This is a genomic window from Sphingomonas citricola (genome assembly GCF_019429535.1).
GTDB classification, from domain to species: Bacteria; Pseudomonadota; Alphaproteobacteria; order Sphingomonadales; family Sphingomonadaceae; genus Sphingomonas; species Sphingomonas citricola.
This window is the reverse complement of the sequence record NZ_JAHXZM010000002.1, coordinates 204,862-228,883: the sequence shown is the minus strand read 5'-3', so window position 1 is coordinate 228,883 and position 24,022 is coordinate 204,862. Positions and strand designations below refer to the sequence as shown.

The following is a 24,022-nucleotide window of genomic DNA, read 5'->3' as shown; positions in this document are numbered from 1 at the left end:
CCATGCCCTCCCTCCCCGTCAAACGCCCCGCAATTTCCGTCGTCATCCCGTGCTACAACGAGGAGGCGACGCTACCGCTGCTTCACGCGCGCGTGTCGGCGGCGGTGCGCGGCGTGGTCGGCGACGACCATGAGATCGTGCTGGTCAACGACGGTTCGCGCGACGGCAGCTGGCCGGTGATGCAGCGCCTGGCGAGCGAGGATCGCCACGTCGTCGCGATCAACCTGTCGCGCAACCACGGCCACCAGCTCGCGCTAACCGCGGGTCTCGACCTGTGCGCGGGGCAATACATCCTGATCATCGACGCCGACCTGCAGGACCCGCCCGAACTGCTCGGCGACATGTGCGAGGTGATGGCGCGCGAGGGTGCGGACGTCGTCTACGCCGTGCGCCGCAAGCGCCAGGGCGAGACGATCTTCAAGAAGGCGACCGCGGCCGCCTTCTACCGCGTGCTCGACCGCGTCACCGACACGCCGATCCCGCTCGACACCGGCGATTTCCGCCTGATGACGCGCCGCGCGCTCGACGCGCTGCTGTCGCTCCCCGAACAGGCGCGCTTCATCCGCGGCATGGTCGCCTGGGTCGGCTTCCGCCAAGTCCCGTTCCCCTATGATCGCGCCGAGCGTCACGCTGGCGAGACGAACTACCCGCTCGGCAAGATGGTGCGCCTGGCGCTCGACGCGGTGACCGGCTTCTCGACCGCGCCGCTTCGTTGGGCGAGCCATTTGTCGGTGGTGCTCGCGGGCGTGTCGCTGTTGCTCCTGTTCTACATCGCCTGGGGCTATTTCGCGGGCGACCGCGTGCAGGGCTGGACCTCGACGATGCTGGTCGTCGTGGTGCTGAGTTCGATCCAGATGTTCGTGCTCGGCATGATCGGCGAATATCTCGGCCGGCTGTACATCGAATCGAAGCGACGCCCGCTCTACCTCGTCGCCGACATTGCAGGCCCAGTTCACGGCCGCGCCACGCTCGGCTTCCAGGCGGAGACGACGATCATCCCGCAGGCCCAGGTCGCGGGCGACCGCGCCGCCTGACCGGCCGGACGTCGGCGGAAGCCGGCGCCGCGGCGCTTTCCCTTTGTGTTGCCACCCGGCTTGACCTAGATCACGCGACGCACTGCCTGGGGACCGCATTGGCGACACAGCCCGCCTTGTTCGACGCCGGCACCCACGCACGCCGCTGGGTCGGCGATTATTGCGCGGCCACCGGCGGCGCCGACGTGCTGTGCGGGTCGGGCGACCTCGCCTGGACCGCGATGCTGGAGGAGCTTGCCGCGGTCGCAGGCGACAATCTCGCCCACGCGCGCGAACGCGTGCAGCGCCATTCGATCGACATCGGCACGGGCTTCCGCGTCATCGGCGAAGCGAACGAGCGGCCTTGGCCGCTGTCGCCCGTACCGCTGCTGATCGACACCGATGAGTGGGCGCATATCGAGCGCGGGGTCACGCAGCGCGCCGAGTTGCTCGAGCTGATTCTAGGCGACCTCTACGGCCCCGGCAATCTCGTCTCGCGCGGGCATTTGCCCGCCGCGCTGGTGACGGGCAGCCCGCATTTCATGCGGCCGCTCGTCGGGCTTGACCCGCCGGGCGGGCACCACCTCCATTTCGTCGCGGTCGAGCTCGGTCGTGGGCCGTCGGGCGAGTGGCGCGTGCTGCGCGATCACCTGCGCATGCCGACAGGTGCGGGCTACGCGCTCGAGAACCGGCTGGCGGTCAGCCGCACGCTCGGCGGGTTGCAGGCGCGGTTGAACGTCCGCCGCCACGCGCCCTTCTTCGCCGCGTTCCGCGACGGGCTCGCCGCCGCGTGCCGGCGCAGCGACCCGCGCATCGGACTGCTGACCCCGGGGCGCTACAACGTCAGCTATCCCGAACAGGCGCACCTCGCGCGCTATCTGGGATTGCTGCTGGTCGAGGGTGACGACCTCGCCGCGCTGGAGGACAAGGTCTACGTCCGCACGATCGCGGGGTTGAAGCGGATCGATGCGCTGTGGCGCCGCGTCGACCCGCGGCTGCTCGATCCGCTCGCCTTCGACAGCCATTCGCGGATCGGCGTACCCGGGCTGATCGACGCCTACGCCGCCGGCAATGTCGTCCTCGCCAACGCGCCCGGCGCAGGTGCGCTGGAAAGCCCCGCAATGGGGGCGTTCCTGCCGCAATTGTGCACGCGCCTGACCGGTGACGAGCTTCGCCTGCCACAGATTGCCACCTGGTGGTGTGGGCAACCGGCGGAATGCGCGCACGTCGCGGAGGAATATCGCTCGATGCTGCTGTGCTCGGCGTTCGGCAGCGCTACGCTGGGGCTGCCGGGCGACCGCGGCATCGCGGGCAGCGATCTCGACGACGACGCGCGCGCGCGCTTCCTCGCCGACCTGGCCCAGCGCCCGCAGGATTATGTCGGGCAGGAGGTGGTGCGGCTGTCGACCATGCCCGTCGTCGTCGGCGACGCGCTGGTTCCGCGCCCCTTCACGCTGCGCGTGTTCGCCGCGCGCGACGGCGATGGTCGCTGGCAGGTCATGCCGGGCGGGTTCGCGCAGATCGGCGAGCATCCCGACAACCGCGCCGCGGTGATGGGCGAGGGGATGTGGTCCGCCGACGTCTGCGTCCACGGGCCAGAACCGGTCGCGCCCGTGTCGCTGCTGCCCGCCGCCGACACGAACCAGATCCGGCGCAATCCGGGCACGCTGCCCAGCCGCGTCGCCGACAATTTCTTCTGGCTCGGCCGCTATCTCGAACGCGGCGAGGCGTTGCTGACCGCGATCCGCGTCATGCTGGGCAATTCGATCGACGCCGACGCGGGCGCCGCGCTCGGCAGCGACACCGTCGCGCGACTGGTCTCGGAGATCGTCGCGACGGGTGCCGCCCCCTCCCCGCCGTCGCTGCGCCGGCCCGACCTGACGCAGTTCGCGCGGACCGCGATGGAGGCGCCCGACTGGCAGTCGGTGTTCGCGATCAACGCGCAGACCAACCGCATCGCGGGCGGATGCCGCGATCGCCTGTCCGCCGACATGGTACGGCTGCTCGACGCGCCGTTCCCGACCAATCGCGGCATGCTCGACCGCGCGGGTTCGCTCCAGCGCCGCTACGCCGCGATCGCGGGACTGTCCGCCGAACATATGGGGCGCACCGCGTCGTGGCGATTCCACGACCTTGGCCGCCGGATCGAGCGCGCGGGCGCGATCGTGCGCGCAGGCCGCGCGTTCGGCATGGTCGGCGCCAGCCAGGACGACGTCTCGACGCTGCTCGACCTTGCCAACAGCCAGATCAGCTATCGCCAGCGCTACCTGACGGGAATCGCGCGCGTGCCCGCGGTCGACCTGACGTTGCTCGACCCGGGCAATCCGCGCGCGCTCGCCTATCAGGTCAAGGCGATCTGCGCGCATCTGGCGGCGCTGCCCGTGCTCGGCGACGACGGCATGGCCGAGCCGCAGCAGATCGAGGCGACCGAGTTGAAGGCGCTCGTCTCGACCGCGCGCGCGGCGACGCTGGAGGTCGATACGCTCAACGAGATCGAGCGGCGGCTGGCACGCATCTCCGACGCGGTGGCGCGACGCTATTTCCTGCAAGGTGCGGAGCCGCTGCGCGCGAGCGGGCTGACGTTAGCGTGACCAGCGGCATGATCTACGACATCGTCCACGTCACGCGCTTCGATTACGGCAATGCGGTCAAGTTCGCGCGCTGCAACCTGCGCCTGCGCCCGATCGAATGGCCGGGGCAGACGGTCGAGGAATACGAACTGCGCGTCAGCCCGTTCGGGCGCACCTACCCCGCGGTCGCCGAAGCCGGGCTCGCCAACGTGACGCGGCTCGTGGTCGAGCAACCGGTGCGACGGCTGACGATCGAGTCGATGGCGCGGATCAGCGTCGACCGGCTGGTGCCGATACCCGCCGACGACGACCCGACGCTCGGCCAGATCGCCGCCTGGGCGCGCGCCTCGAACGACCTATCGGCGGCGAGCCCGGCCAATTACCTCTTCCCCTCGCCGCTGATCCCGCTCGACCGCGACATCGCCGATTATTGCGCGCCAGACTTATCGCCCGAGCGCGGGGCGCTGGAGGCGGGGATCGCGCTGGCGCGGCGGATCCAGCGCGACTTCGCGTTCGACGCCACCGCGACGCTGGTCGACACCCCCCCGCACGAGGCGTTCGCGAAGCGGCGCGGTGTGTGTCAGGATTTCGCGCAGATCATGATTACCGGGCTGCGCGCGGCGGGTCTGCCCGCGGCCTACGCCTCGGGCTACATCCGCACCATCCCGCCGCCCGGACAACCTCGACTCGTCGGCGCAGATGCGACCCACGCCTGGGTACTGTTGTGGTGCGGTCTCGATCACGGTTGGGTCGGGCTCGATCCGACCAACGGCATCTGGATGGCGGGCGATCACGTCGTCGTCGCGGTCGGCCGCGATTACGCCGAGATCGCGCCGGTCGACGGCGTCGTACTCGGCTCGGGCGCGCAGTCGATGGAGGTCAGCGTCGACGTCGCACCGCAGGACGTACCCGCGTGAGCACGCCGATTGCACTCACCCCCAACCTGCCCCACATAGTCGGGTAACACACCAAACGGGGAATCAATGGCCGATCCGTACCAGACCTTGGGCGTCGCGCGGGGCGCGTCCGAGGCCGACATCAAGAAAGCCTATCGCAAGCTCGCGAAGGAGCTGCATCCCGACCGCAACAAGGACAATCCCAAGGCGTCCGAGCGGTTCAGCCAGGTGACGGGCGCGTACGACCTGCTCACCGACAAGGACAAGCGCGCGCGCTTCGATCGCGGCGAGATCGACGGCGACGGCAACCCGACCGCGCCGTTCGGCTTCGGCGGCGGCGGGCCGCGGCCCGGCGGTGGCCCGGGCGGCATGGGCGGCGGCTTTCAGGGGCAGCAGTTCGACTTCGGCGGCGAGGGTGCGGACATGTCCGACATCTTCGAAGGGCTGTTCGGCGGGCGGCAGGCGGGCGGCGGTTTCGCCAGCGGCTTCGGTCGCCGGCAGCAGCCCCGCGCGAAGGGTGCGAACGTCCAATATCGCCTGCGCGTCCCCTTCGTCGACGCGGCCGCGCTCGCAGCTCAGCGGATTACGCTGGGCGACGGCAAGACGATCGACCTGAAATTGCCCGCGGGCGTCGAGGACGGCACGCAGATGCGGCTATCGGGCAAGGGCGAGCCGGGTCCGGGTGGCGCGGGCGACGCGATCGTGACCATCGAGGTCGTGCCGCACCGGTTCTTTACCCGCGACGGCGACGACGTGCGCGTCGACCTGCCGATCACGCTGAAGGAGGCAGTACTGGGCGCCGCGGTCAAGGCGCCGACGGTCGAGAAACCCGTCATGCTGACGATTGCGCCCGGCGCGACCAGCGGCAAGGTGCTGCGCCTGAAGGGCAAGGGCTTCCACAAGAAGGGCGGCGGCCGCGGCGACCAGTTGGTCACGCTGATGGTCGACGTTCCTGCCGACGATGCCGCGTTGAAGGCGTTCGTCGCGGATTGGGCAGGCGATGAGCGGAACCCGCGCGACGCGATGGGAGTCTGAGGAAGGGTGATCGATACTGACGCACTGCCCGCGCTCACCCCCGAGGACCGCGCCAGGCACCACGGCCGCGCGCGCGCCGTGGTGTCGAAGGAATATGCGCGAGTGAAACCCGGCAGCGCCTTCTTCGAGGTGGTGAAACGTGCCGGGCTGGGTGTGTACAACGACGGGTTCATCCACGCGGGCAACCTCGCCTATCTCGCGCTGATGACGCTGTTCCCGTTCTTCATCGTCGCGGCGGCGGTCTTGTCACTCGTCGGACAGAGCACGGAGACGCAGCGTGCGGTAATCAGCTTCCTATCGGTGCTGCCCCCTGAATCGGCTGATTTGCTGCGAAAGCCGATCGCCGACGTGCTCCAGGCACGGACGGGGTCGCTTCTGTGGCTCGGCGCGCTCGTCGGGCTGTGGACCGTCGGCAGCTTCGTCGAGACGATCAGGGACATCTTCCGCCGCGCCTACGGCACCCGCGCAACACAATCGCTGTGGCGTGCGCGCCTGGGATTGAGTTTAGCAATCGTCGCTTCGGTATTCGTCGCTCTCGTCTCGTTCTTCGTGCAGGGGTTACTTACCGCAGCCGAACAGTTCATCTACCGCCTGCTACCGTTTGCTCAAAACGTCGCTGGATGGCTGGGACTGGCACGGTTCGTCCCTGCCGCCATCATGTTCGGCGCGCTCTATCTGCTATTCTATTCGGTTACGCCCGGAAAATACCGTCACAGCGACAATCGCAAATGGCCCGGCGCGCTGTTCACTGCGATCTGGTGGGTCAGCATGACCGCGGGCCTGCCCTGGGTGTTGTCCCGGCTCGGCGGATATGACCTGACCTACGGCAGTCTCGCGGGGGTGGTCGTCATGCTGTTGTTCTTCTACCTGATCGGTCTGGGCCTTGTATTCGGCGCGCATCTGAACGCGGCACTGGCGGAACCGACCGAAGCGGTTGTAGAGGGGGCAATCGACGGGAAGATAGCAGGGACGGCGACGGCGTGAATGGATTGATGGCGGGCAAACGCGGGCTGATCATGGGGCTCGCCAACGATCGGTCGCTCGCATGGGGTATCGCGAAGAAGCTGAGCGAGGCGGGGGCGGAACTCGCCTTCTCCTACCAGGGTGAATCGCTCGAGAAGCGCGTGCGTCCGCTCGCCGAGCAGCTCGGCTCGACCAAGCTGATCGACTGCGACGTGTCGGACATGACGCGGCTCGACGCGGCATTCGACGCGCTCGCCGCCGACTGGCCGACGCTCGACTTCGTCGTCCACGCGATCGGCTTCTCCGACAAGAACGAACTGCGCGGCAAATACGTCGACACTAGCCTCGACAATTTCCTGCTGACGATGAACGTCTCCGCATACAGCTTCGTCGCGGTGGCGAAGCGCGCGCGCGCGATGATGCCTGAGGGCGGTAGCCTGCTGACGCTCAGCTATTACGGCGCGGAGAAGGTCGTGCCGCACTACAATGTGATGGGCGTCGCGAAGGCTGCGCTGGAGACCAGCGTCAAATATCTCGCGATGGACCTGGGACCGGAGAACATCCGCGTCAACGCGATCTCCGCGGGGCCGATCAAGACGCTGGCGGCGAGCGGGATCGGCGATTTCCGCTATATCTTGAAATGGAACGAGCTCAACTCGCCGCTGCGTCGCAACGTGACGATCGACGACGTCGGCGGCGCGGGACTGTACCTGCTGTCCGATCTGGCCTCCGGGGTGACTGGCGAGATCCACCACGTCGATGCCGGCTACAACGTCATCGGCATGAAGGCCGAGGACGCGCCCGACATCGCGCTGGCCTGAGCAGGCGCGCATGATCACGATCGCGCCCGCCACCGGCCACGACGTCGCCGCGATCGATGCGCTGCTGCGAACGAACTTCGAGCGCGCGGCGGAAGCCGATCTGGTGCGCGACCTGTGCATCGCGGGCGACATGGTGCTAATGCTCGCCGCGCACGACGAGGATGACGGCGCACTCTCCGGTGCGATCGCGTTCAGCCGTATGGATGTGGCGGTCGCGGGCAAGGCGATCGCCGCGGTGGCGCTTGCCCCCGTCGCGGTCGCGGCGGATTACCGCGACCAAGGGGTTGCCGAGGCGCTAATCCAGGCCGGGATCGATCGGCTGGAACAGGCAGGCGTTGTGCTGTGCTTCGCGCTCGGCGAGCCTGCCTTCTACGCGCGTTTCGGGTTCGACGCCGATTTCGCGCGCAATTTCGCCTCACCCTACGCGGGCGATTACCTATTGGCGCTGCCACTCCAGGGCGGGTTGATGCCATGCGGGGTCCGCGAGCACGCGCATCATGCATCCGCCTTCGCGAACCTGTCACAGTCATGAGCTTCAACACCTTCGGACGCGTATTTCGCTTCACCACCTGGGGTGAAAGCCACGGGCCCGCGATCGGCGCAGTGGTCGATGGTTGCCCGCCGGGCATTGCGCTGAGCGAGGATGATATCCAGCCGTGGCTCGATTGGCGTCGCCCCGGCACGTCGCGCTTCACGACGCAGCGCCGCGAACCCGATCAGGTGCGTATCCTGTCGGGCGTCTTCGAGGGGCGAACGACGGGTACACCGATCAGCCTGATGATCGAGAACGTCGACCAGCGATCGAAGGATTATTCGGACGTCGCGCAGGCGTATCGCCCCGGCCACGCCGACTACGCCTACGACGCCAAATACGGCTTCCGCGACTATCGCGGCGGCGGACGATCGTCGGCGCGCGAGACCGCGTCGCGCGTCGCCGCAGCCGCGGTGGCGCGGCTGGTGGTGCCGCAGGTCCGCGTCCGGGCCTGGGTTGAGGCGATCGGGGGGGACGCGATCGATCCCGCCCGGTTCGACGACGCGCAGATCGACGCCAATTCCTTCTTCTGCCCTGACGCCGCCGCGGCGGTGCGCTGGGAGGAAAAGGTCGACGCCGCGCGCAAGGCAGGCTCGTCGCTGGGCGCGGTGGTGGCATGCGAGGCGACCGGTGTCCCCGCCGGGTGGGGCGCGCCGCTCTACGCCAAGCTCGACAGTGAACTCGCCGCCGCCGCGATGTCGATCAACGCGGTCAAGGGCGTCGAGATCGGCGACGGCTTCGCCGCCGCGACGCTGACCGGCGAACAGAACGCCGACCGGATGCGACCCGGCGCGAACGGGCCCGAGTTTCTCGACAACCATGCCGGCGGGATCGCGGGCGGGATCGCGACCGGGCAGCCGATCCGATTGCGCGTCGCGTTCAAACCGACCAGCTCGATCCTGACGCCGGTCGAGACGATCACGCGTGACGGTGCCGCGGCCGAGATCGCGACGCGCGGCCGGCACGATCCGTGTGTCGGTATCCGCGGCGTACCGGTGGTCGAGGCGATGGTCGCGCTGGTGCTAGCCGATCAGGCATTGCTCCACCGCGCACAATGCGGGTGACGGCTTGAAGTCGTAACGGGCCGGCAATGACCATGCGGCACCTGTCAAGTTTCTCGCCGATCCTTCTACTCGGCATCAGGATGAAAACCTACTAATCTACCGCAGTCGCAAAGTCGCCCTGCTCTCTTGCATGATGATACCGACAGTCTCCCGCCTGTAACCCAGCGGAACAACTTGCAGCTCGTCTCGTTCACTGCCCCGATACGAAGGAGAGACTAAGATGCGTTACGTTATTCCGCTCGCCGCGATCGCGCTGGCACTTCCCGCGATCGCTTCGGCACAGACGACCGGCGGGGCCGCCGGTGGCACGACGGGTACCGGCTCGACGATGGGCACGATGGGCACCCAGACCGGCACGATGGGGACGCAATCGGGCACGATGGGATCGATGCAGTCGCCCACTACGACCGACAGCACGATGTCGACCAACTCGACGATGAGCACGCCGTCGACCACCACCACGACGCGGTCGTCGCGCCGCAGCTCGCGCAACCGTTCGACGACCTCGCCGAACTCGAGCTCGAGCACCACGTCGACTACCGATTCGACGATGACGCCGTCGACCGATCCGATGAGCACGACGCCTAACGCAACCGGCAGCACGCCGCGCTAAGCGCTGGTTGATCGCCGATCAAAGAGGCCCGGGTTCACGCCTGGGCCTTTTTCGTTTTCGCGCCCGCTCAATTCGCGAACGGGTCGCGTACGAGGATTGTGTCCTCGCGCTCCGGGCTGGTCGAGACGAGCGCGACCGGGCATCGGATCAGCTCCTCGACGCGGCGGATGTACTTGATCGCCTGCGCGGGCAGGTCGGCCCAGCTGCGCGCGCCCGCGGTCGAGCCCGACCATCCCTCCATCACCTCGTAGATCGGCTCGACCTCGGCCTGATCCCTGGCGTGCGCGGGATAGTAATCGAGTTCCTCCCCGCGCAGGCGGTAGCCGGTGCAGATGCTGATCGTCTCGAACCCGTCGAGCACGTCGAGCTTGGTGAGCGCGATCCCGGTGATGCCGCTGACCGCCGCCGATTGCCGCACCAGCACCGCATCGAACCAGCCGCAGCGGCGCTTGCGCCCCGTCACCGTCCCGAACTCGCGCCCGCGCGTGCCGAGCCGCTCACCCGTCTCGTCGTCGAGCTCGGTCGGGAACGGCCCCGATCCGACGCGCGTGGTGTAGGCCTTGGCGATGCCGAGCACGAAGCCGACCGCCGACGGCCCGAGCCCCGATCCGCCCGCGGCAGTCCCCGCGATCGTATTGGACGAGGTGACATAGGGGTAGGTACCGTGGTCGACGTCGAGCAGTACCCCCTGCGCGCCCTCGAACAGGATGCGACGCCCGGCACTGCGCGCTGCGTTCAGGTCGCGCCACACCGGCTTGGCGAACGGCAGTACGAAATTCGCGATCTCGCGCAGGTCGGCGAGCAGGCGGTCGCGGTCGATCGGTGCCTCGCCGAAGCCCGCCCGCAGCGCGTCGTGATGCGCGCACAAACGGTCGAGCTGCGGCCCGAGATCGTCCAGATGCGCGAGATCGCAGACGCGCAGCGCCCGCCTGCCGACCTTGTCCTCGTACGCCGGCCCGATGCCACGACGCGTCGTCCCGATCTTGCCCGCACCGCTCGCGTCCTCGCGCAGACCATCGAGATCGCGGTGGAACGGCAGGATCAGCGCGCAGGTGTCGGCGATGCGCAGCGTGTCGGGTGTCGCCTCGACGCCCTGCTCCCCCAGCCGCTCGACCTCGTCGCGCAGCGCCCAGGGATCGAGCACCACGCCGTTGCCGATCACCGAAGGCGTGCCGCGAACGATGCCCGAGGGCAGCAGCGACAATTTGTAAACGTTCTCGCCCACCACCAACGTGTGCCCGGCATTGTGGCCGCCCTGAAAGCGGACCACCACGTCGGCGCGCTCGGCGAGCCAGTCGACGACCTTGCCCTTGCCCTCGTCGCCCCACTGGGCGCCGACCACTGCTACGTTCGCCATGAGATACAGAACTCCGCCTGCCGCGTGCAGTCCGCGCGCCCTTCGACAGGGCTCGGCGCGCGAACGGTTCCGAATTGTCCGCGGCGCGGGTAGCGGCCCGGCGGGCGCGGGTCAACCGGGCGGTGGAAGGTCAATCAGTGAGCGTACCTCTCGACGGACTCCCCAGCAGGCTTTGATCGACCGCTATCGTTCAAATACGACTGCTGGTAGATTGCCCGGATAATATGCACGGCCATGAGCGGGAGCGTTAATGCTATGCTTTCGGTTCCCACATGAAGGATAGGGGTATGCCGGCACGTAGAAGGGCAATGACCCTTGCCGAACATAGCCTTCTACTTGAAGCTGATCCAAACTGGATGGCGATGCAGGCGACACAAGCGGCTAAATTGGCAGCATTGAAGCTACAGTTCAGGCGGGAGCAAGCCGAACTTATAAGCGATATTCAGTCAGTAGGCTTAAAGATCGAGAGCGTCTGGGATCTGGTCAACACTAGTATGCCGTACCCGACGGCCCTTCCCGTCCTCCTCAATCACCTACAACGTCCATATTCCGCCAACACAAGAGAAGGCATAGCCCGCGCGCTTGCGGTTAAGGCAGCGCGGCCGTTAGCTTGGGATACGCTCACTTCATTGGCGCGCAACGGTTCGCTACCCGGTGGGGTAACAGAAGGGATCATGGCCGCCATATGCGCGATGGCTCGACCAGCCGACGTTCCTTGTCTGATCGACTTACTTGCAGACCGTTCGATCGGCAACACACGCTGTTTCCTCATCGCTAATCTCAGACGGTCCAAGCGACCCGAGGCCCGACAGGCGTTGATCGACAATCGCCATGACCCAGACTTGGCGACCGAGATCGACAGGCGACTGGGACGTAACCACAAATCTGTTCAGGGCTAGAAAGCAAGATCGTGTCTTGCCTCAGAGTTCCTCGATGTTACCTGCCTCCCAAACGTGGGTGCACAATTGTGCCGCGGGCGTGTCGCCTTCTTCCAGCGCCGCGACGGTGACCCAGCCGGCCGCGCGCATGGCCGCGCCCTCTTCGGCGGGCGTGCCGAGCGGCAGGAACAAGCGGCGGCGTTCGGGGGCGGGCTCGCTTGCCAGCCGGTCGCCGTAAAGCGAGAAGCCCGTGGCGGCTTCCTCCGCGCCGCCCTCGTGGACGATCGTGTAGGTGCCGCCGCGGCCGATCTCCGCGACCGCGCCGCGCGCGAATAGCGAGAAGCCGAGCCAGGTCTGATACTCGAAGCCGTGCCGCTCGGTCGGGTCGAGCGTCAGCGCGACACGCCCGTCGACCGCGTGCGCGATCTGCGCGAGGCCGCCCAACCGCGATGCCAGCACGCCCGCGGTATCGAACGCGCGAAGCCGCGCGAGTGCCTGATCGAAGGGGCCCGCCGCCTCGACCAGCGGCAGGTAAGCGGGGGCGATCTGGGCGACGCTGCCCGCGTCCTTCGCGTCGAGCCGGTCGCGCAGGACCGTGAGGCTTTCGGGGGCGACCGGCATGGGTCCGGCAGCGAGCGCGTCGACCAGATCGGGCAAGGTGAAGTCGATCGACACGCCCGACACGCCCGCAGCCTCCAGCGCATCGACCGCGACCGTCACGACCTCGCGCGCGGCGGCGACCGAATCGAGCCCGATCAGTTCGGCACCGATCTGGCGCAATTCGCGCGCCGGGGACAATTGCCCGCCGCGCAGCTTGAGGATCGATCCGGCGTAGCTCAATCGCACCGGGCGCGGGTGATGCGCCATCCGCGTCGCGGCGATCCGCGCGACCTGTGCGGTCAGATCGGGCCGGACCGCGAGCGTGCGCTGCGAGACGGGGTCGACGAACCGCACCGCGTCGGTGAGGCCACCGGCCTTGAGCCGCGTGGCCAAGCTCTCGGCGTATTCGGCGAGCGGCGGGTCGACGCGTTCGTAGCCGTGCGAGCCGACCGCGGCGAGCAGGCGCGCCTCGACCGCGGCGGCGGCATCGGCGTGCGGCGGCAGACGGTCACGGAGACCCTCGGGGAGGAGCGCGGTCATCGTGAAAAACCCTCTCCCTGAGGGGAGAGGGTTGGGAGAGGGGCTGCCCGCAGCGCCTCCTCAACCACAAACAGCACTCCCTCCATATTACGCATTACATCCGCATTGCTGAACCGGATCACATGGTAGCCCTGTTCTTCGAGCCACGCCGTCCGCCGCTCGTCCCGCGCCTCGTTGCCCGCGTGACTGTCGCCGTCAACCTCGATGACGAGTTTGCGTGATCGCGCGGCGAAGTCGAGAATGTAGGGACCGACGACGACCTGACGACTGAATTTGACGCCGTTGAACCGGTGAGCCCTGAGCGCAGTCCAGAGTTCACGTTCGGGTTGGGTCATCTCCGATCGCATCGCTTTCGCCCGCCGCAACGTCTCGTCCGCCGACATGTCGATCCCCTCTCCCAACCCTCTCCCCGGCGGGGAGAGGGTTTTATGGATCAGAACGTCAGGCCCATCGCGGTCTTGACCCCCGGCAGCGCCTTGACGCGCTGGAGCAGCTCGCCCTCGACCGCCTCGTCGACCGAGAGGAGCAGTACCGCCTCGCCGCCCGCCTGGCGTCGGCCGAGGTGGAAGGTGCCGATGTTGACGCCCGCCTCACCCAAGAGCGTGCCGAGCCGACCGATGAAACCGGGCGCGTCCTCGTTGACGACATAGAGCATCGGGCCCGCCAGATCGGCCTCGACCTTGATCCCGAACAGCTCGACCAGCCGCGGCGCGGCGTCGCCGAACAGGGTACCGACAACCGAGCGCTCACCGTCTGCGGTGCGGACCGCGGCGCGCACCAGCGTGTGATAATCGCCCTCGCGCTCGCTCCTGATCTCGCGCACCTCGACGCCGCGGTCGCGCGCCAGCAGGGGCGCGTTGACCATGTTGACGGTCGCGGTCTGCGTGCGCAGGAACCCAGCTAGCACCGCGCTGGTGATCGGTTTCTGGTTGAGCTCGGCGGCCGCCCCCTCGGTATGGACCGAGATGCGGTCGATCGCGCCGTGCGACAGCTGCCCGACCAGGCTGCCGAGCTTTTCGGCGAGCGCCATGTACGGTTTCAGCTTGGGCGCCTCCTCCGCCGACAGGCTCGGCATGTTGAGCGCGTTGGTGACCCCGCCCGAGACGAGATAATCCGCCATCTGCTCGGCGACCTGGATCGCGACGTTGACCTGCGCCTCGGTGGTCGACGCGCCGAGATGCGGGGTCGAGACGAAATTGGGGGTGCCGAACAGGGGCGACGCCTTCGCCGGCTCCTCGACGAACACGTCGAGCGCCGCGCCCGCGACATGGCCGCTGTCGAGCGCCTGTTTCAGCGCCGCCTCGTCGATCAGCCCGCCGCGCGCGCAGTTGATGATGCGGACGCCCTTCTTGGTCTTGGCAATGTTTTCCGCTGACAGGATGTTGCGCGTCTGCTCGGTCAGCGGCGTGTGGAGCGTGATGAAGTCGGCTCTGCTGAGCAGATCATCGAGCGTAACCTTCTCGACGCCGATCTCGACCGCGCGCTCGGGGGTGAGGAACGGATCGAACGCGATCACGCGCATCTTGAGACCCCGCGCGCGGTCGGCGACGATCGAGCCGATATTGCCCGCGCCGATCAGCCCGAGCGTCTTCGAGGTCAGCTCGACCCCCATGAAGCGGTTCTTCTCCCACTTGCCTGCCTGCGTCGAGGCGTCCGCCTCGGGCAGCTGGCGGGCGAGCGCGAACATCAGCGCGATGGCGTGCTCGGCAGTGGTGATCGAATTGCCGAACGGCGTGTTCATCACGACCACGCCCTTCGCGCTCGCGGCGGGGATGTCGACGTTGTCGACGCCGATCCCGGCGCGGCCGACGACCTTCAGGTTGGTCGCGTGTTCGAGCAGGTCGGCCGTCACCTTGGTCGAGCTGCGGATCGCGAGCCCGTCATAGTCGCCGATGATCGCCTTCAGCTCGTCGGGGGTCTTGCCGGTGATCTCGTCCACCTCGACGCCGCGTTCGCGGAAAATCTGCGCCGCGCGCGGGTCCATCTTGTCGGAAATCAGTACCTTGGGCATGGGGAAGCTCCGGTATGGGGTGAATTAGCTCCCTGTCCCCCTTGGGGAGAGGGGCGGGGTGAGGGGCGTGTGTTTCACCAAGACCAGCGTCTCGGGCAGCCCCTCTCCCAACCAGTTTGGGGTAAATATTACCCCGTAATATTTAGGTCGTGCCGGGGGCACGACCGACCGCAAACTCCCCACAGGGGAGAGGGCTTTAGAAGATTACGCGTTCGCGCTCGCGTAGGCCCAGTCGAGCCATGGCCCGAGCGCCTCGATGTCGGCGGTGTCGACGGTCGCGCCGCACCAAATGCGCAAGCCCGGCGGGGCGTCGCGGTAGCCCGCGATATCGAACGCCGCGCCTTCGGCTTCGAGCAGCGACACCATCTTCTTGATCAGCGCCTCGTCCGCGCCCGCGACCGTCAGGCAGACGCTGGTCTTCGAGCGCGAAGCCTCGTCCCCGGCCAGATGCCCGAGCCAGTCGCGCTCGGCGACGATCCAGTCGAGCGCGGCCGCGTTTGCGTCCGAACGCGCGATCAGCCCGCCCTCCCCCAGCGACTTCGCCCATTCGAGCGACCAGATCGCATCCTCGACCGCGAGCATCGACGGCGTGTTGATCGTCTCGCCCTTGAAGATGCCTTCGGACAATTTGCCCTTGCTCACCAGGCGGAACACCTTGGGCAGCGGCCAGGCCGGCGTGTAGCTCTCCAGGCGCTCGACCGCGCGCGGCCCCAGGATGAGCACGCCGTGCGCGCCCTCGCCGCCCAGCACCTTCTGCCAGCTGAACGTCGCGACGTCGATTCTATCCCACGGCAGGTCGTAGGCGAACACGCCGCTGGTCGCGTCCGCGAACGACAGCCCCTCGCGGTCGTCGGCGATCCAGTCGCCGTTCGGCACGCGCACGCCACTGGTCGTGCCGTTCCAGGTGAACAGCACGTCGTTCGACCAATCGACCTGATTGAGGTCGGGCAATTGCCCGTAATCGGCGCGGATCACATTGGGGTCGATCTTGAGTTGCTTGACCACATCGGTCACCCAGCCCTCACCGAAACTTTCCCACGCGAGCGCGGTGACGGGGCGTGCGCCCAGCATCGTCCACATCGCCATCTCGTACGCGCCGGTGTCGGAGCCGGGGACGATGCCGATCCGGTGGGTGTCGGGCAGGCGCAGCATTTCGCGCATCAGGTCGATGCAATATTGCAGCCGCTGCTTGCCGAGCTTCGAGCGATGCGAGCGTCCGAGTACGTCGGTGGCGAGTTTCGCGGGGTCATAGCCCGGCGGCTTCGCGCAGGGGCCGGACGAAAAATGCGGGCGCGCCGGCCTGGTCGCGGGTTTCGCGGGCGTCTGGTCGGCAGACGGACGGGTGGCGTCGGCGGCAGTCGTATCAGTCAATGTCAACTCTCCTCACAGAGAGCACGCGCGGCGTTGGGACCGCGTGGCCCGTCGACCGCGCTGAAGCAAATGGCGGCGGGCGTCAACCGCCCACATGGATCAACGCTCCATGACGGCGCGGCGGATGGCACGCCTCGTCGGGCGCGCGCACCAGCCCGTCGCAGCGCGCAACATCGTTAACGCGACGGCAGGAAAGCGCGCCCTACGCCTGCGCTTCGACACGGGAGCGGACAAGCGTTGCACAGGCGGCAGATGATGGGACGATGCAGGCGAAGCGCGCGCGAGCGCGGCGTCCGCTCGCGTCTGGTCGCTGCAACGATGCTGCTGGCTGCACTCGCCGCGTGCGGTCGCACCGAACGACCCACCACCGCGCCGCGCATTACCGAGGCGCCCGGCGTGCGCGAAACGCAGCGCTGCTTCGCCGACCTGCGCGCGATGGGGGTCGATTTTCAGCCGTTGCCGGACAGGCAGACGGGGCCGGGTTGCGGGCTGACGGGGACGGTCAAACTGCTCGACATCGGCGTGCCGACCGCGAACCTGGGCGCCGTCCGCTGCGGCGAGGCGCGCGCGTTCGCCGGATGGGCGCGCAATGGCGTCGCGCCGGCGGCGTACCAGATCCTCGGATCGGAGCTGTCGCGGATCGTCAGCATGGGCAGCTACGCCTGCCGCAACACCGTCGGGACGAGCGGGCCGGCGCGCCGGTCGGGGCACGCGGTCGCGAACGCGATCGATGTCGCGACGTTCGAGTTGAAGGACGGGCGTCGCATCAGCATTCAGCGCGACTGGAACTCGCCCGACGCCGACGTGCGGCGGTTCCTGCAGACGATCCACACCTCGGCATGCCGGCGCTTCGGCACCGTACTGTCGCCCGATTACAACGCCGCGCACCACGACCACCTCCACCTCGAGGACGATCGCACCAGCTTCTGTCGTTAGTCTTGCAGCCGTCATCGGCGCGGCTTATCGCCCCGGGATGACAGAAACCCGCGTACCCAGCCGCGTCTTCCCGCGTGCCAAGCAGGATGCCGACGCCGCCCGTCAGAGCATCTCCACCCCGCAGACCGAGAGCCCGGCGTACAAGCTGGCGTTCCAGGACATGGACTTTCTCGTCCGCGAGGATTTACGCCCGGTCCGCTTCCAGCTCGAGTTGCTGAAAACGCAGCTGATCCTCGAGGAAGCGCATATCGGCTCGACCTTCGTCTTCTACGGCTCGGCACGCATTCCCGAGCCCGCCAAGGCGCAGGCGCTGCTCGACATGGCGACCGACGACAAGAGCCGCCGCATCGCCGAGAGCCTGGTCGCTAAGTCGAAATATTACGACATGGCGCGCGAGCTGGCGCAGCTCTGCTCGAATTTTCCGCGCGACGAGGCAGGGAAGCGTCACTTCGTCGTCTGCTCGGGCGGCGGCCCGTCGATCATGGAAGCCGCGAACCGCGGCGCGACCGACGTGCACGCCGAGTCGATCGGATTGAACATCGTGCTGCCGCACGAGCAGGCGCCCAATCCCTATGTGACGCCGTCCTTGTCGACGCAGTTCCATTATTTCGCGCTGCGCAAGATGCACTTCCTGCTCCACGCGCGCGCACTGGCGGCGTTTCCAGGCGGGTTCGGCACGTTCGACGAATTGTTCGAGCTGCTGACGCTCATCCAGACCGGCAAGATCGAGCCGATGCCGGTGCTGCTGTTCGGGCGCGAATTCTGGCAGCGCGTGGTCAATTTCGACGCATTGGTCGAAGAAGGCGTGGTGTCGGAGCGCGATCTCGGCATCTTCCGCTACGTCGAGAGTGCGGCCGAGGGCTGGGCGGTCGTGCAGGACTTCTACCGCGAACGTCAGGAAAAGACGCCGCAACCGCCGCGCTGAGGTGAGCACGTGGCCCCCCTCCCCCACCGGGGAGGGGATCGTCCGGCATCACCTGACCGGCTGGACCTGATCGAACGTCGTCCGCGTGGCGAGCGTGCCCGACTTCCCCATCAGCGATCCCGCGGTGCGGCTGGCGACCTCGGCGGGGACGACCGCGCCGTTCGCCAGCGAGGTGTAGCGCGCGTCGGCGACCAGATTCTGCACCGATGCGACCAGCATGATGCGGAACGGCTTGTTCGTCACGAAGCGCACGCGCTCGACGAAGGGCGCGCGTCCGCGCGTGTTGACCACCACCTCGGCCTGCGCATCGGCGGAAGCGTCGTGCGGGCCGATCTTGAGCGTCCCCGCGGGCAGCCGCGCGAAGCGGTAGGTGGTGACGCCGTTCGCGTCGACGCGGGTCGCGGGCGCCGCGAACCATTTCGTATTCTCGCCGTAGGACGGCACGCGGTCGCGCTTGATCTTGCGCCAGCCCGACAGGTCCTTCGGCGTCGGCGCGTGCCCGTCGACCGAGGCGAGCGACCAGCGGTCGGGCTCGGCGCGGCGCGGGTCATATTGCTCGACCAGCGTCTTGCGGTCGGCACCGCTGCGTTCGATCGTCGTCGTCTGGCGGAACGCGAAACCGTCGCTGCGCGTCGCGCGCATCCCGGCGAGCAACCGCTCCTGCAAGGCGTCGGCGTGCGCCGCGGTGGCGGGGACGAGCAGGAACGCTGCCCACCCGACGATCCGGCCGACGGGCAGGCAGCGCACGGTCGGTTTACTGCTTGGCGGGCGGCGGGGTGACCGCCAGCGCCTTGTCCTTCGACGCGTTCGGATCAACCGAAGGCGCGCCGGAGGCGGGCGTGCCGGTATTGGCGATGTCGGCGGTGTTGCCCTTCGCCGCGTCGGTGACGTTCGCGACCGCGGCATCCTTCGCGCCTGGATCGGCACCGGGTGCGGGGGCGACGGGCAGCGGCAGGTTCGAGCCCTGCTGGTTGAGGTACGCGATCACGTTGGCGCGGTCCTGCGGATTGGACAGGCCCGCGAAGGTCATCTTGGTACCGTTGGCGAACTTGCGTGGGGACGTCAGCCACGCGTTCATCCGCTCGAAATCCCAATTGCCGCCGACGCCCTTCAGCGCGTCCGAGAAGGCGAACCCGCCCTTGCCCTGTCCGATCCCCTCGCCCAGCGTGCCGTACAGGTTCGGGCCGACGCCGTTCGCGCCTCCCTGATTGATCGTGTGGCAGGCGGCGCACTTCTTGAACACCTCGGCGCCCTTCGCCGGGTCGGCGGTCGGCAGCAGCGACGCGATCGGCACGGCCTTGGCTTCACCGCCGCCACCGGCTTCCTCGACGCCCTCGATCGCGTAGCCCATCTTCTCGGGGCGTTCGCCGTGGAAGATCATGCCGCCCACGATCGAGAGCCCCAGCGCCGCACCGCAGCCCGCCAGTACCCAGCCCGCAATCGTGTTGTTCCGATCGTCCATGTCGTGAAACCGCCCCTAATTGTGTTCAACCCATAGAAAAGCATCCGCGACGCTGCAAGCGCACTTGAGCGGCGCGTGCGTGCACCCTACCCGCGACCGCGACGCATGCAGACCTACGCCGCCCCCGCCCGCCCGATCGTCGACGCGATGATCGCCGCCGCCGCCGCCGAACCCGATCGCGCGGTGTCGTTCCAGGGTGCGCCTGGGGCCAACAGCCACGTCGCGGTGATCGAGGCATTTCCCGACGCGCTGCCGCTGCCGTGCTTCTCGTTCGACGACGCGCTCGACGCGGTGAAGGACGGGCGCGCGGCGCACGCGCTGATCCCGATCGAGAATTCGCTCCACGGCCGCGTTGCCGACATTCATTTCCTGCTGCCGGAATCGGGGCTGGTCATCACCGCCGAGCATTTCCTGCCGATCCGCCACGCGTTGATGGGGGTCGGCGCGCGCGACGAAGTGGTGGAGGCGATGAGCCACCCGCAGGCACTCGGCCAATGCCGCCACTGGTTGCGTGCGCACGGCATCCAGCCGGTAAACTATCCCGATACCGCGGGCGCCGCCGCGATCGTCGCCGAGATGGCCGACCCCCGCGTCGCCGCGCTCGCGCCACCGGGGGCTGCCGCGCTCTACGGGTTGAACCTGCTCGGCGTCGACATCGCCGACGCCGACCACAACATGACGCGGTTCGTGGCACTCGCGCGCGGCAGCCGCCCGGCGGTGGGGGCGGAGGCGTGGATGACGACCTTCGTCTTCGCGGTGAAGAACGTGCCAGCCGCGCTCTACAAGGCGATGGGCGGGTTCGCGACCAACGGCGTCAATATGACGAAGCTGGAAAGCTATCAGCGCGGCGGCAGCTTCGCCGCGACCGAGTTCTTCTGCGACGTCGAGGGCAAGCCGGGCGAGCCCGGGTTCGACCGCGCGATGGAGGAACTGGGCTTCCACGCCAAATGGGTTCGCGTGCTCGGCACCTATGCCCAGGCGCGCCGCCGGGGTTAGATCGGCGGCGAAGGATCGCCGCGCGTCAGGGCAGCAGGAACGTGCCCTCGATGACGGTCACGCACGCACCGCCCAGCACCACGCGGTCGCCGTCGAGCCGGCACGACAGCCGCCCCCCGCGCGCCGAGGCCTGATACGCGCTCATCCGGTCGCGCCCCAGCCGCGCGGCCCAGTACGGCACCATCACCGCATGCGCGCTGCCGGTGACGGGATCCTCGTCGATGTCGAACGCGGGCACGAAGACGCGGCTGACGATGTCGGTATCCTCACCGGGTGCGGCGACGATGATGACGTACGGGCCGAGCGGTGCCAGCGCGCGCATGTCGGGTGCACACTCGCGCACCTGCCGTTCGTTCTCGACGATGATCAGCGCGTAACCCTTGTCGTGCCACAGCGTCTCCCGCACCGCGCCGGCGGGCAGTTCGAGCCCGGCGACGATCTCGGGCAGCGGCCTCGCGTGCGGCGTCCAGGCGGGCAGCGCCATCGCGTAGCGGTGCCCGTCGCGCGCGACCTCGAGCACGCCTGCCTGCCGCGTGGCGAAGCGGATGCTCGCGCGGTCGGTGTCGGACGACAGCACGACGTGCCCGCTCGCCAGCGTCGCGTGGCCGCACAGGGCGACCTCCGCGCCGGGCGTGAACCAGCGCAGTTCGTAATCCGCCGCGCCGCTCGCGTCGGGGACGAGAAAGGCGGTTTCGGACAGGTTGTTCTCGACCGCGATGCTGAGCAGCGTGTCGTCGTCGAGCCACCGCGTCAGCGGCATCACCGCCGCCGGGTTACCCTTGAACGCTTCGTCGGCGAAGGCGTCGACCTGGGTGAAGGGGATGCGCATCTGATTTCCTTACCGCCACCCGGCGATCGATGTGAGGGAACGCCGCCCGGCGGGGGGCGTCGTTACAGCCGCTTGCCGAACCAGTGCGGCGTCGCCTCCGCCTCGACCAGCGGATTGTCGGTATCCTCGTGCCCCTCGGGGTCGAGGTGGATCAGCGTCTCGACCTTGGGGAAGCTGCGGCGAAGCGCGACCTCGACCGATTCGACGATATCGTGCGCCTGCCGCACGGTCAGGTCGGCGTCGACCTCCATGTGGAATTGCGCGAAATCGTGGCTGCCCGCGCGGCGCGTGCGGAAATCGTGGATGCCGCGGATGCCGGGCTGGCGCGCGGCGACCTCCATGAAGGCGGCGCGCTGGTCCTCCGACCATTCCTTGTCCATCAGCATGTCGATCGCCTGGCTCGACGCCTGGAACGCGCCCCAGGCAAGCCACGCCGCGATCGCGATGCCGAATACGGGATCGGCGCCCTTGATGCCCAGATACTGGTCGATCACGAGCGCCGCGATCACCGCGACGTTCAACAGCACGTCGGATTGATAGTGCACATTGTCGGCGAGGATCGCGACTGACCCCGTCTTGCGAATGACGCTACGCTGATAGGCGAGCAGCACCAGCGTCGCGGCGATCGCGAGCACCGACACGCCGATGCCGAGCCCCGCATCCTCGTTGACCTGCGGCGCGGAAAACCGCTCCACCGCGCGCCACGCGATGCCGATCGCGGAGGCCGTGATCAGCACGACCTGGAACAGCGCGGCGAGCGCCTCCGCCTTGCCGTGACCAAAACGGTGGTCGTGGTCGGCGGGCTCGGCGGCGAGCTTGACGCCGTAGAGCGTGACGAGGCTGGCGAGCAGGTCGAGCCCGGTGTCGGCGAGGCTGCCCAGCATCGCGACCGATCCGGTATGCCACGCGGCATAGCCCTTCACGACGAGCAGGCTCAGCGCCATCGCGACGCTCGCCAATGCGGCGCGCATCGCGATCGGGATCACGCGGCGGCGTTCGCTCTCGGTCATGGGAACAGCAATCCTTCGCTCCAGGCGTCGCCCTCACGCGTGAACAGGCGGCGCTCGTGGAGGCGATGCGCGCGGTCCTGCCAGAATTCGATCCGTTCGGGCGTCACGCGGTAGCCGCCCCAATTGGGCGGGCGCGGCACGTCCTGCCCGTCGAAGCGCGCTTTCATCTCCTCGAACCGCGCCTCGAACGTTTCGCGCGCGTCGAGCGGGCGCGACTGATCCGACGCCCAGGCGCCGAGCTGCGAATCGCGGCCGCGCGTCGCGAAATAGGCGTCGCTTTCCGCGTCGCTGGCGAAGCTGACCGGGCCGTCGATGCGGATCTGACGGCGCAGCGACTTCCAGTGAAACAGCAGCCCCGCCTGCATGTTCTCGGCCAGCGCCTCGGCCTTGCGGCTGCCGCGGTTGGTATAGAACACGAAGCCGTCGGGCCCGTGTCCCTTCAACAGCACCATCCGCACCGACGGGCGACCGGCGGCGTCGGCGGTGGCGAGCGCCATCGCATTGGGATCATTCGGTTCGCTCGCGCGCGCCTCGGCATACCAGGCGTCGAACAGCGCGAAGGGATCGTCACTCATCCGCGCTCCATAGCGCAACCTGCATCAAGGCGGAACAACCGCGTCGCCAGGTGTCACCGGGCGCGCGGAACGACTCCTTCGCCCGTGATTTGAGTCGCTTACGGAAACGACGGGGGTGGAAGATGGCCGCGCGCGCTTACTGGCAGGGGCAGGTACGCCTCGCGCTCGTCTCGATCCCGGTCGAGATCTATTCCGCCACCAAATCGGGCGCGCAGATCGCGTTCCACCAGATCCACGAGCCGTCGGGCGAGCGGATCAAGTACGAGAAGGTCGCGCCCGGCATCGGCCCCGTCGACGCCGACGAGATCATCAAGGGGTTCGAGGTCGAAAAAGGCGAGTACGTCCTGCTCGAACAGGACGAGATCGACGCGGTGAAGCTTGAGTCGAAGAAGACACTCGAGCTGACGCAATTCGTCGACCAGTCCGAGATCGACGTACTCTATTACGAGAAACCGTATTTCGTCGTGCCCGCCGACGATCTGGCGGAGGAAGCGTTCATCGTGCTGCGCGAGGCGCTCCGGCGGACCAAGAAGGTTGGCCTCGGGCAGCTCGCGATGCGCGGGCGCGAATATATCGTCAGCCTGAAACCGTGCGGGCGCGGATTGATCCTGGAAACGCTGCGCTACGCCGACGAGGTCAACAAGGCGCAGGGCTATTTTCGCGAGATCGGCGACAGCAAGCCCGACCCCGAGCTGCTCGACCTCGCCGAGGCGCTGATCGACAGCAAGACCGCGGCGTTCGACCCGCAGGAATTCCACGACCGCTACGTCGACGCGCTGAAAGCGCTGATCGAGCGCAAGCGCAAGGCGAAGAAGAACACGAAGATCATCGAGGACAAGGACGAGGGCGGCCGCTCGGCCTCCAACGTCGTCGACCTGATGGCGGCGCTCAAGAAGTCGATGGAGGGCAAATCCGGGGGCGAGCCGGCGAAGAAATCGGCGACCAAGGCGACGACGAAGAAGCCCGCCGCCAAGAAGCCGGCGGCGAAGAAGGCCGCACCGGCCAAGAAGCGCGCCTGACCGCGC

The 24,022-nt window shown here is 68.0% G+C and carries 24 protein-coding genes; 13 read left to right on the top strand and 11 right to left on the bottom strand.

Features of this window, described 5'->3' with window-relative positions:
* Nucleotides 1-2 precede the first annotated feature (2 nt).
* From KZ810_RS04940 to aroC, 8 genes are all read left to right on the top strand, one after another.
* A complete protein-coding gene (locus KZ810_RS04940; protein ID WP_219767902.1) occupies nt 3-1,034 on the top strand; it encodes a glycosyltransferase family 2 protein in 1,032 nt (343 codons plus the stop codon).
* A gap of 98 nt (nt 1,035-1,132) precedes the next feature.
* A complete protein-coding gene (locus tag KZ810_RS04935) occupies nt 1,133-3,604 on the top strand; it encodes a circularly permuted type 2 ATP-grasp protein (protein WP_219767901.1) in 2,472 nt (823 codons plus the stop codon).
* A gap of 8 nt (nt 3,605-3,612) precedes the next feature.
* A complete protein-coding gene (locus tag KZ810_RS04930) occupies nt 3,613-4,500 on the top strand; it encodes a transglutaminase family protein (RefSeq protein ID WP_219768364.1) in 888 nt (295 codons plus the stop codon).
* Nucleotides 4,501-4,566: 66 nt separating this feature from the next.
* Nucleotides 4,567-5,514: a DnaJ C-terminal domain-containing protein gene (locus KZ810_RS04925; RefSeq protein ID WP_219767900.1), complete on the top strand. Its 948-nt coding sequence runs from the start codon at nt 4,567-4,569 to the stop codon at nt 5,512-5,514.
* 6 nt (nt 5,515-5,520) lie between these two features.
* The gene (locus KZ810_RS04920) at nt 5,521-6,498 is read left to right on the top strand and encodes a YihY/virulence factor BrkB family protein (RefSeq protein WP_219767899.1); all 978 of its coding nucleotides are present in this window, start codon (nt 5,521-5,523) and stop codon (nt 6,496-6,498) included.
* Entirely contained in the window at nt 6,495-7,298 is an 804-nt protein-coding gene (gene fabI, locus KZ810_RS04915; RefSeq protein WP_308461492.1) for an enoyl-ACP reductase FabI, read from the top strand. Before KZ810_RS04920 ends, fabI begins: the two co-directional genes overlap by 4 nt.
* Nucleotides 7,299-7,308: 10 nt before the next feature.
* A complete protein-coding gene (locus KZ810_RS04910; protein ID WP_219767898.1) occupies nt 7,309-7,830 on the top strand; it encodes a GNAT family N-acetyltransferase in 522 nt (173 codons plus the stop codon).
* Complete coding sequence (gene aroC / locus KZ810_RS04905; RefSeq protein WP_219767897.1) at nt 7,827-8,894, top strand: chorismate synthase; 1,068 nt, start codon at nt 7,827-7,829, stop codon at nt 8,892-8,894. The genes KZ810_RS04910 and aroC overlap by 4 nt, the downstream gene beginning before the upstream one ends.
* Before the next feature lie 225 nt (nt 8,895-9,119).
* Here the strand turns inward: aroC and KZ810_RS04900 are convergent, their stop codons facing one another.
* Nucleotides 9,120-9,497 carry a hypothetical protein gene (locus KZ810_RS04900; protein ID WP_219767896.1) on the bottom strand — a complete coding sequence of 126 codons (378 nt, stop codon included), beginning with the start codon at nt 9,495-9,497 and terminating at the stop codon, nt 9,120-9,122.
* 77 nt (nt 9,498-9,574) lie between these two features.
* Nucleotides 9,575-10,864 carry an adenylosuccinate synthase gene (locus KZ810_RS04895; protein ID WP_219767895.1) on the bottom strand — a complete coding sequence of 430 codons (1,290 nt, stop codon included), beginning with the start codon at nt 10,862-10,864 and terminating at the stop codon, nt 9,575-9,577.
* Nucleotides 10,865-11,172: 308 nt separating this feature from the next.
* On the opposite strand from KZ810_RS04895, the gene KZ810_RS04890 reads away from it, so the two are divergent.
* Complete coding sequence (locus KZ810_RS04890; protein WP_219767894.1) at nt 11,173-11,763, top strand: hypothetical protein; 591 nt, start codon at nt 11,173-11,175, stop codon at nt 11,761-11,763.
* 21 nt (nt 11,764-11,784) lie between these two features.
* On the opposite strand, the gene KZ810_RS04885 is transcribed toward KZ810_RS04890, so the two are convergent.
* From KZ810_RS04885 to KZ810_RS04870, 4 genes are all read right to left on the bottom strand, one after another.
* On the bottom strand, nt 11,785-12,882 hold the full coding sequence (locus KZ810_RS04885; RefSeq protein WP_219767893.1) for an ATP phosphoribosyltransferase regulatory subunit: 1,098 nt from the start codon (nt 12,880-12,882) through the stop codon (nt 11,785-11,787).
* A complete protein-coding gene (locus KZ810_RS04880; protein ID WP_219767892.1) occupies nt 12,879-13,265 on the bottom strand; it encodes an endonuclease domain-containing protein in 387 nt (128 codons plus the stop codon). The genes KZ810_RS04885 and KZ810_RS04880 overlap by 4 nt, the downstream gene beginning before the upstream one ends.
* Nucleotides 13,266-13,315: 50 nt before the next feature.
* Complete coding sequence (serA, locus tag KZ810_RS04875) at nt 13,316-14,893, bottom strand: phosphoglycerate dehydrogenase (protein WP_219767891.1); 1,578 nt, start codon at nt 14,891-14,893, stop codon at nt 13,316-13,318.
* A 204-nt stretch (nt 14,894-15,097) separates the two neighbouring features.
* Nucleotides 15,098-16,264, bottom strand: a complete 1,167-nt coding sequence (locus KZ810_RS04870; protein WP_219767890.1) for a phosphoserine transaminase — start codon at nt 16,262-16,264, stop codon at nt 15,098-15,100.
* A 318-nt stretch (nt 16,265-16,582) separates the two neighbouring features.
* Here KZ810_RS04870 and KZ810_RS04865 point away from each other — a divergent pair, with 318 nt between their 5' ends.
* Both KZ810_RS04865 and KZ810_RS04860 read left to right on the top strand, forming a co-directional pair.
* Nucleotides 16,583-17,200: an extensin family protein gene (locus KZ810_RS04865; RefSeq protein WP_219767889.1), complete on the top strand. Its 618-nt coding sequence runs from the start codon at nt 16,583-16,585 to the stop codon at nt 17,198-17,200.
* A gap of 37 nt (nt 17,201-17,237) precedes the next feature.
* Complete coding sequence (locus KZ810_RS04860) at nt 17,238-18,125, top strand: LOG family protein (RefSeq protein ID WP_219767888.1); 888 nt, start codon at nt 17,238-17,240, stop codon at nt 18,123-18,125.
* 48 nt (nt 18,126-18,173) lie between these two features.
* On the opposite strand, the gene KZ810_RS04855 is transcribed toward KZ810_RS04860, so the two are convergent.
* Together KZ810_RS04855 and KZ810_RS04850 are read right to left on the bottom strand one after the other, a co-directional pair.
* Nucleotides 18,174-18,872, bottom strand: a complete 699-nt coding sequence (locus tag KZ810_RS04855) for a hypothetical protein (protein WP_308461491.1) — start codon at nt 18,870-18,872, stop codon at nt 18,174-18,176.
* 7 nt (nt 18,873-18,879) lie between these two features.
* Nucleotides 18,880-19,587: a c-type cytochrome gene (locus KZ810_RS04850; RefSeq protein WP_219767887.1), complete on the bottom strand. Its 708-nt coding sequence runs from the start codon at nt 19,585-19,587 to the stop codon at nt 18,880-18,882.
* Between the two features lie 105 nt (nt 19,588-19,692).
* Between KZ810_RS04850 and KZ810_RS04845 the strand changes: the two genes are divergently transcribed.
* A complete protein-coding gene (locus KZ810_RS04845) occupies nt 19,693-20,583 on the top strand; it encodes a prephenate dehydratase (protein WP_219767886.1) in 891 nt (296 codons plus the stop codon).
* Nucleotides 20,584-20,608: 25 nt separating this feature from the next.
* Here the strand turns inward: KZ810_RS04845 and KZ810_RS04840 are convergent, their stop codons facing one another.
* From KZ810_RS04840 to pdxH, 3 genes are all read right to left on the bottom strand, one after another.
* The gene (locus tag KZ810_RS04840) at nt 20,609-21,412 is read right to left on the bottom strand and encodes a PhzF family phenazine biosynthesis protein (protein ID WP_219767885.1); all 804 of its coding nucleotides are present in this window, start codon (nt 21,410-21,412) and stop codon (nt 20,609-20,611) included.
* 62 nt (nt 21,413-21,474) lie between these two features.
* Entirely contained in the window at nt 21,475-22,422 is a 948-nt protein-coding gene (locus KZ810_RS04835) for a cation diffusion facilitator family transporter (RefSeq protein WP_219767884.1), read from the bottom strand.
* On the bottom strand, nt 22,419-22,997 hold the full coding sequence (pdxH, locus tag KZ810_RS04830) for a pyridoxamine 5'-phosphate oxidase (RefSeq protein WP_219767883.1): 579 nt from the start codon (nt 22,995-22,997) through the stop codon (nt 22,419-22,421). Before pdxH ends, KZ810_RS04835 begins: the two co-directional genes overlap by 4 nt.
* A gap of 122 nt (nt 22,998-23,119) precedes the next feature.
* Here pdxH and ku point away from each other — a divergent pair, with 122 nt between their 5' ends.
* Nucleotides 23,120-24,016 (top strand): non-homologous end joining protein Ku, encoded by an 897-nt coding sequence (ku, locus tag KZ810_RS04825; protein ID WP_219767882.1) that lies wholly within the window; start codon nt 23,120-23,122, stop codon nt 24,014-24,016.
* The last annotated feature ends 6 nt before the right edge of the window (nt 24,017-24,022 follow it).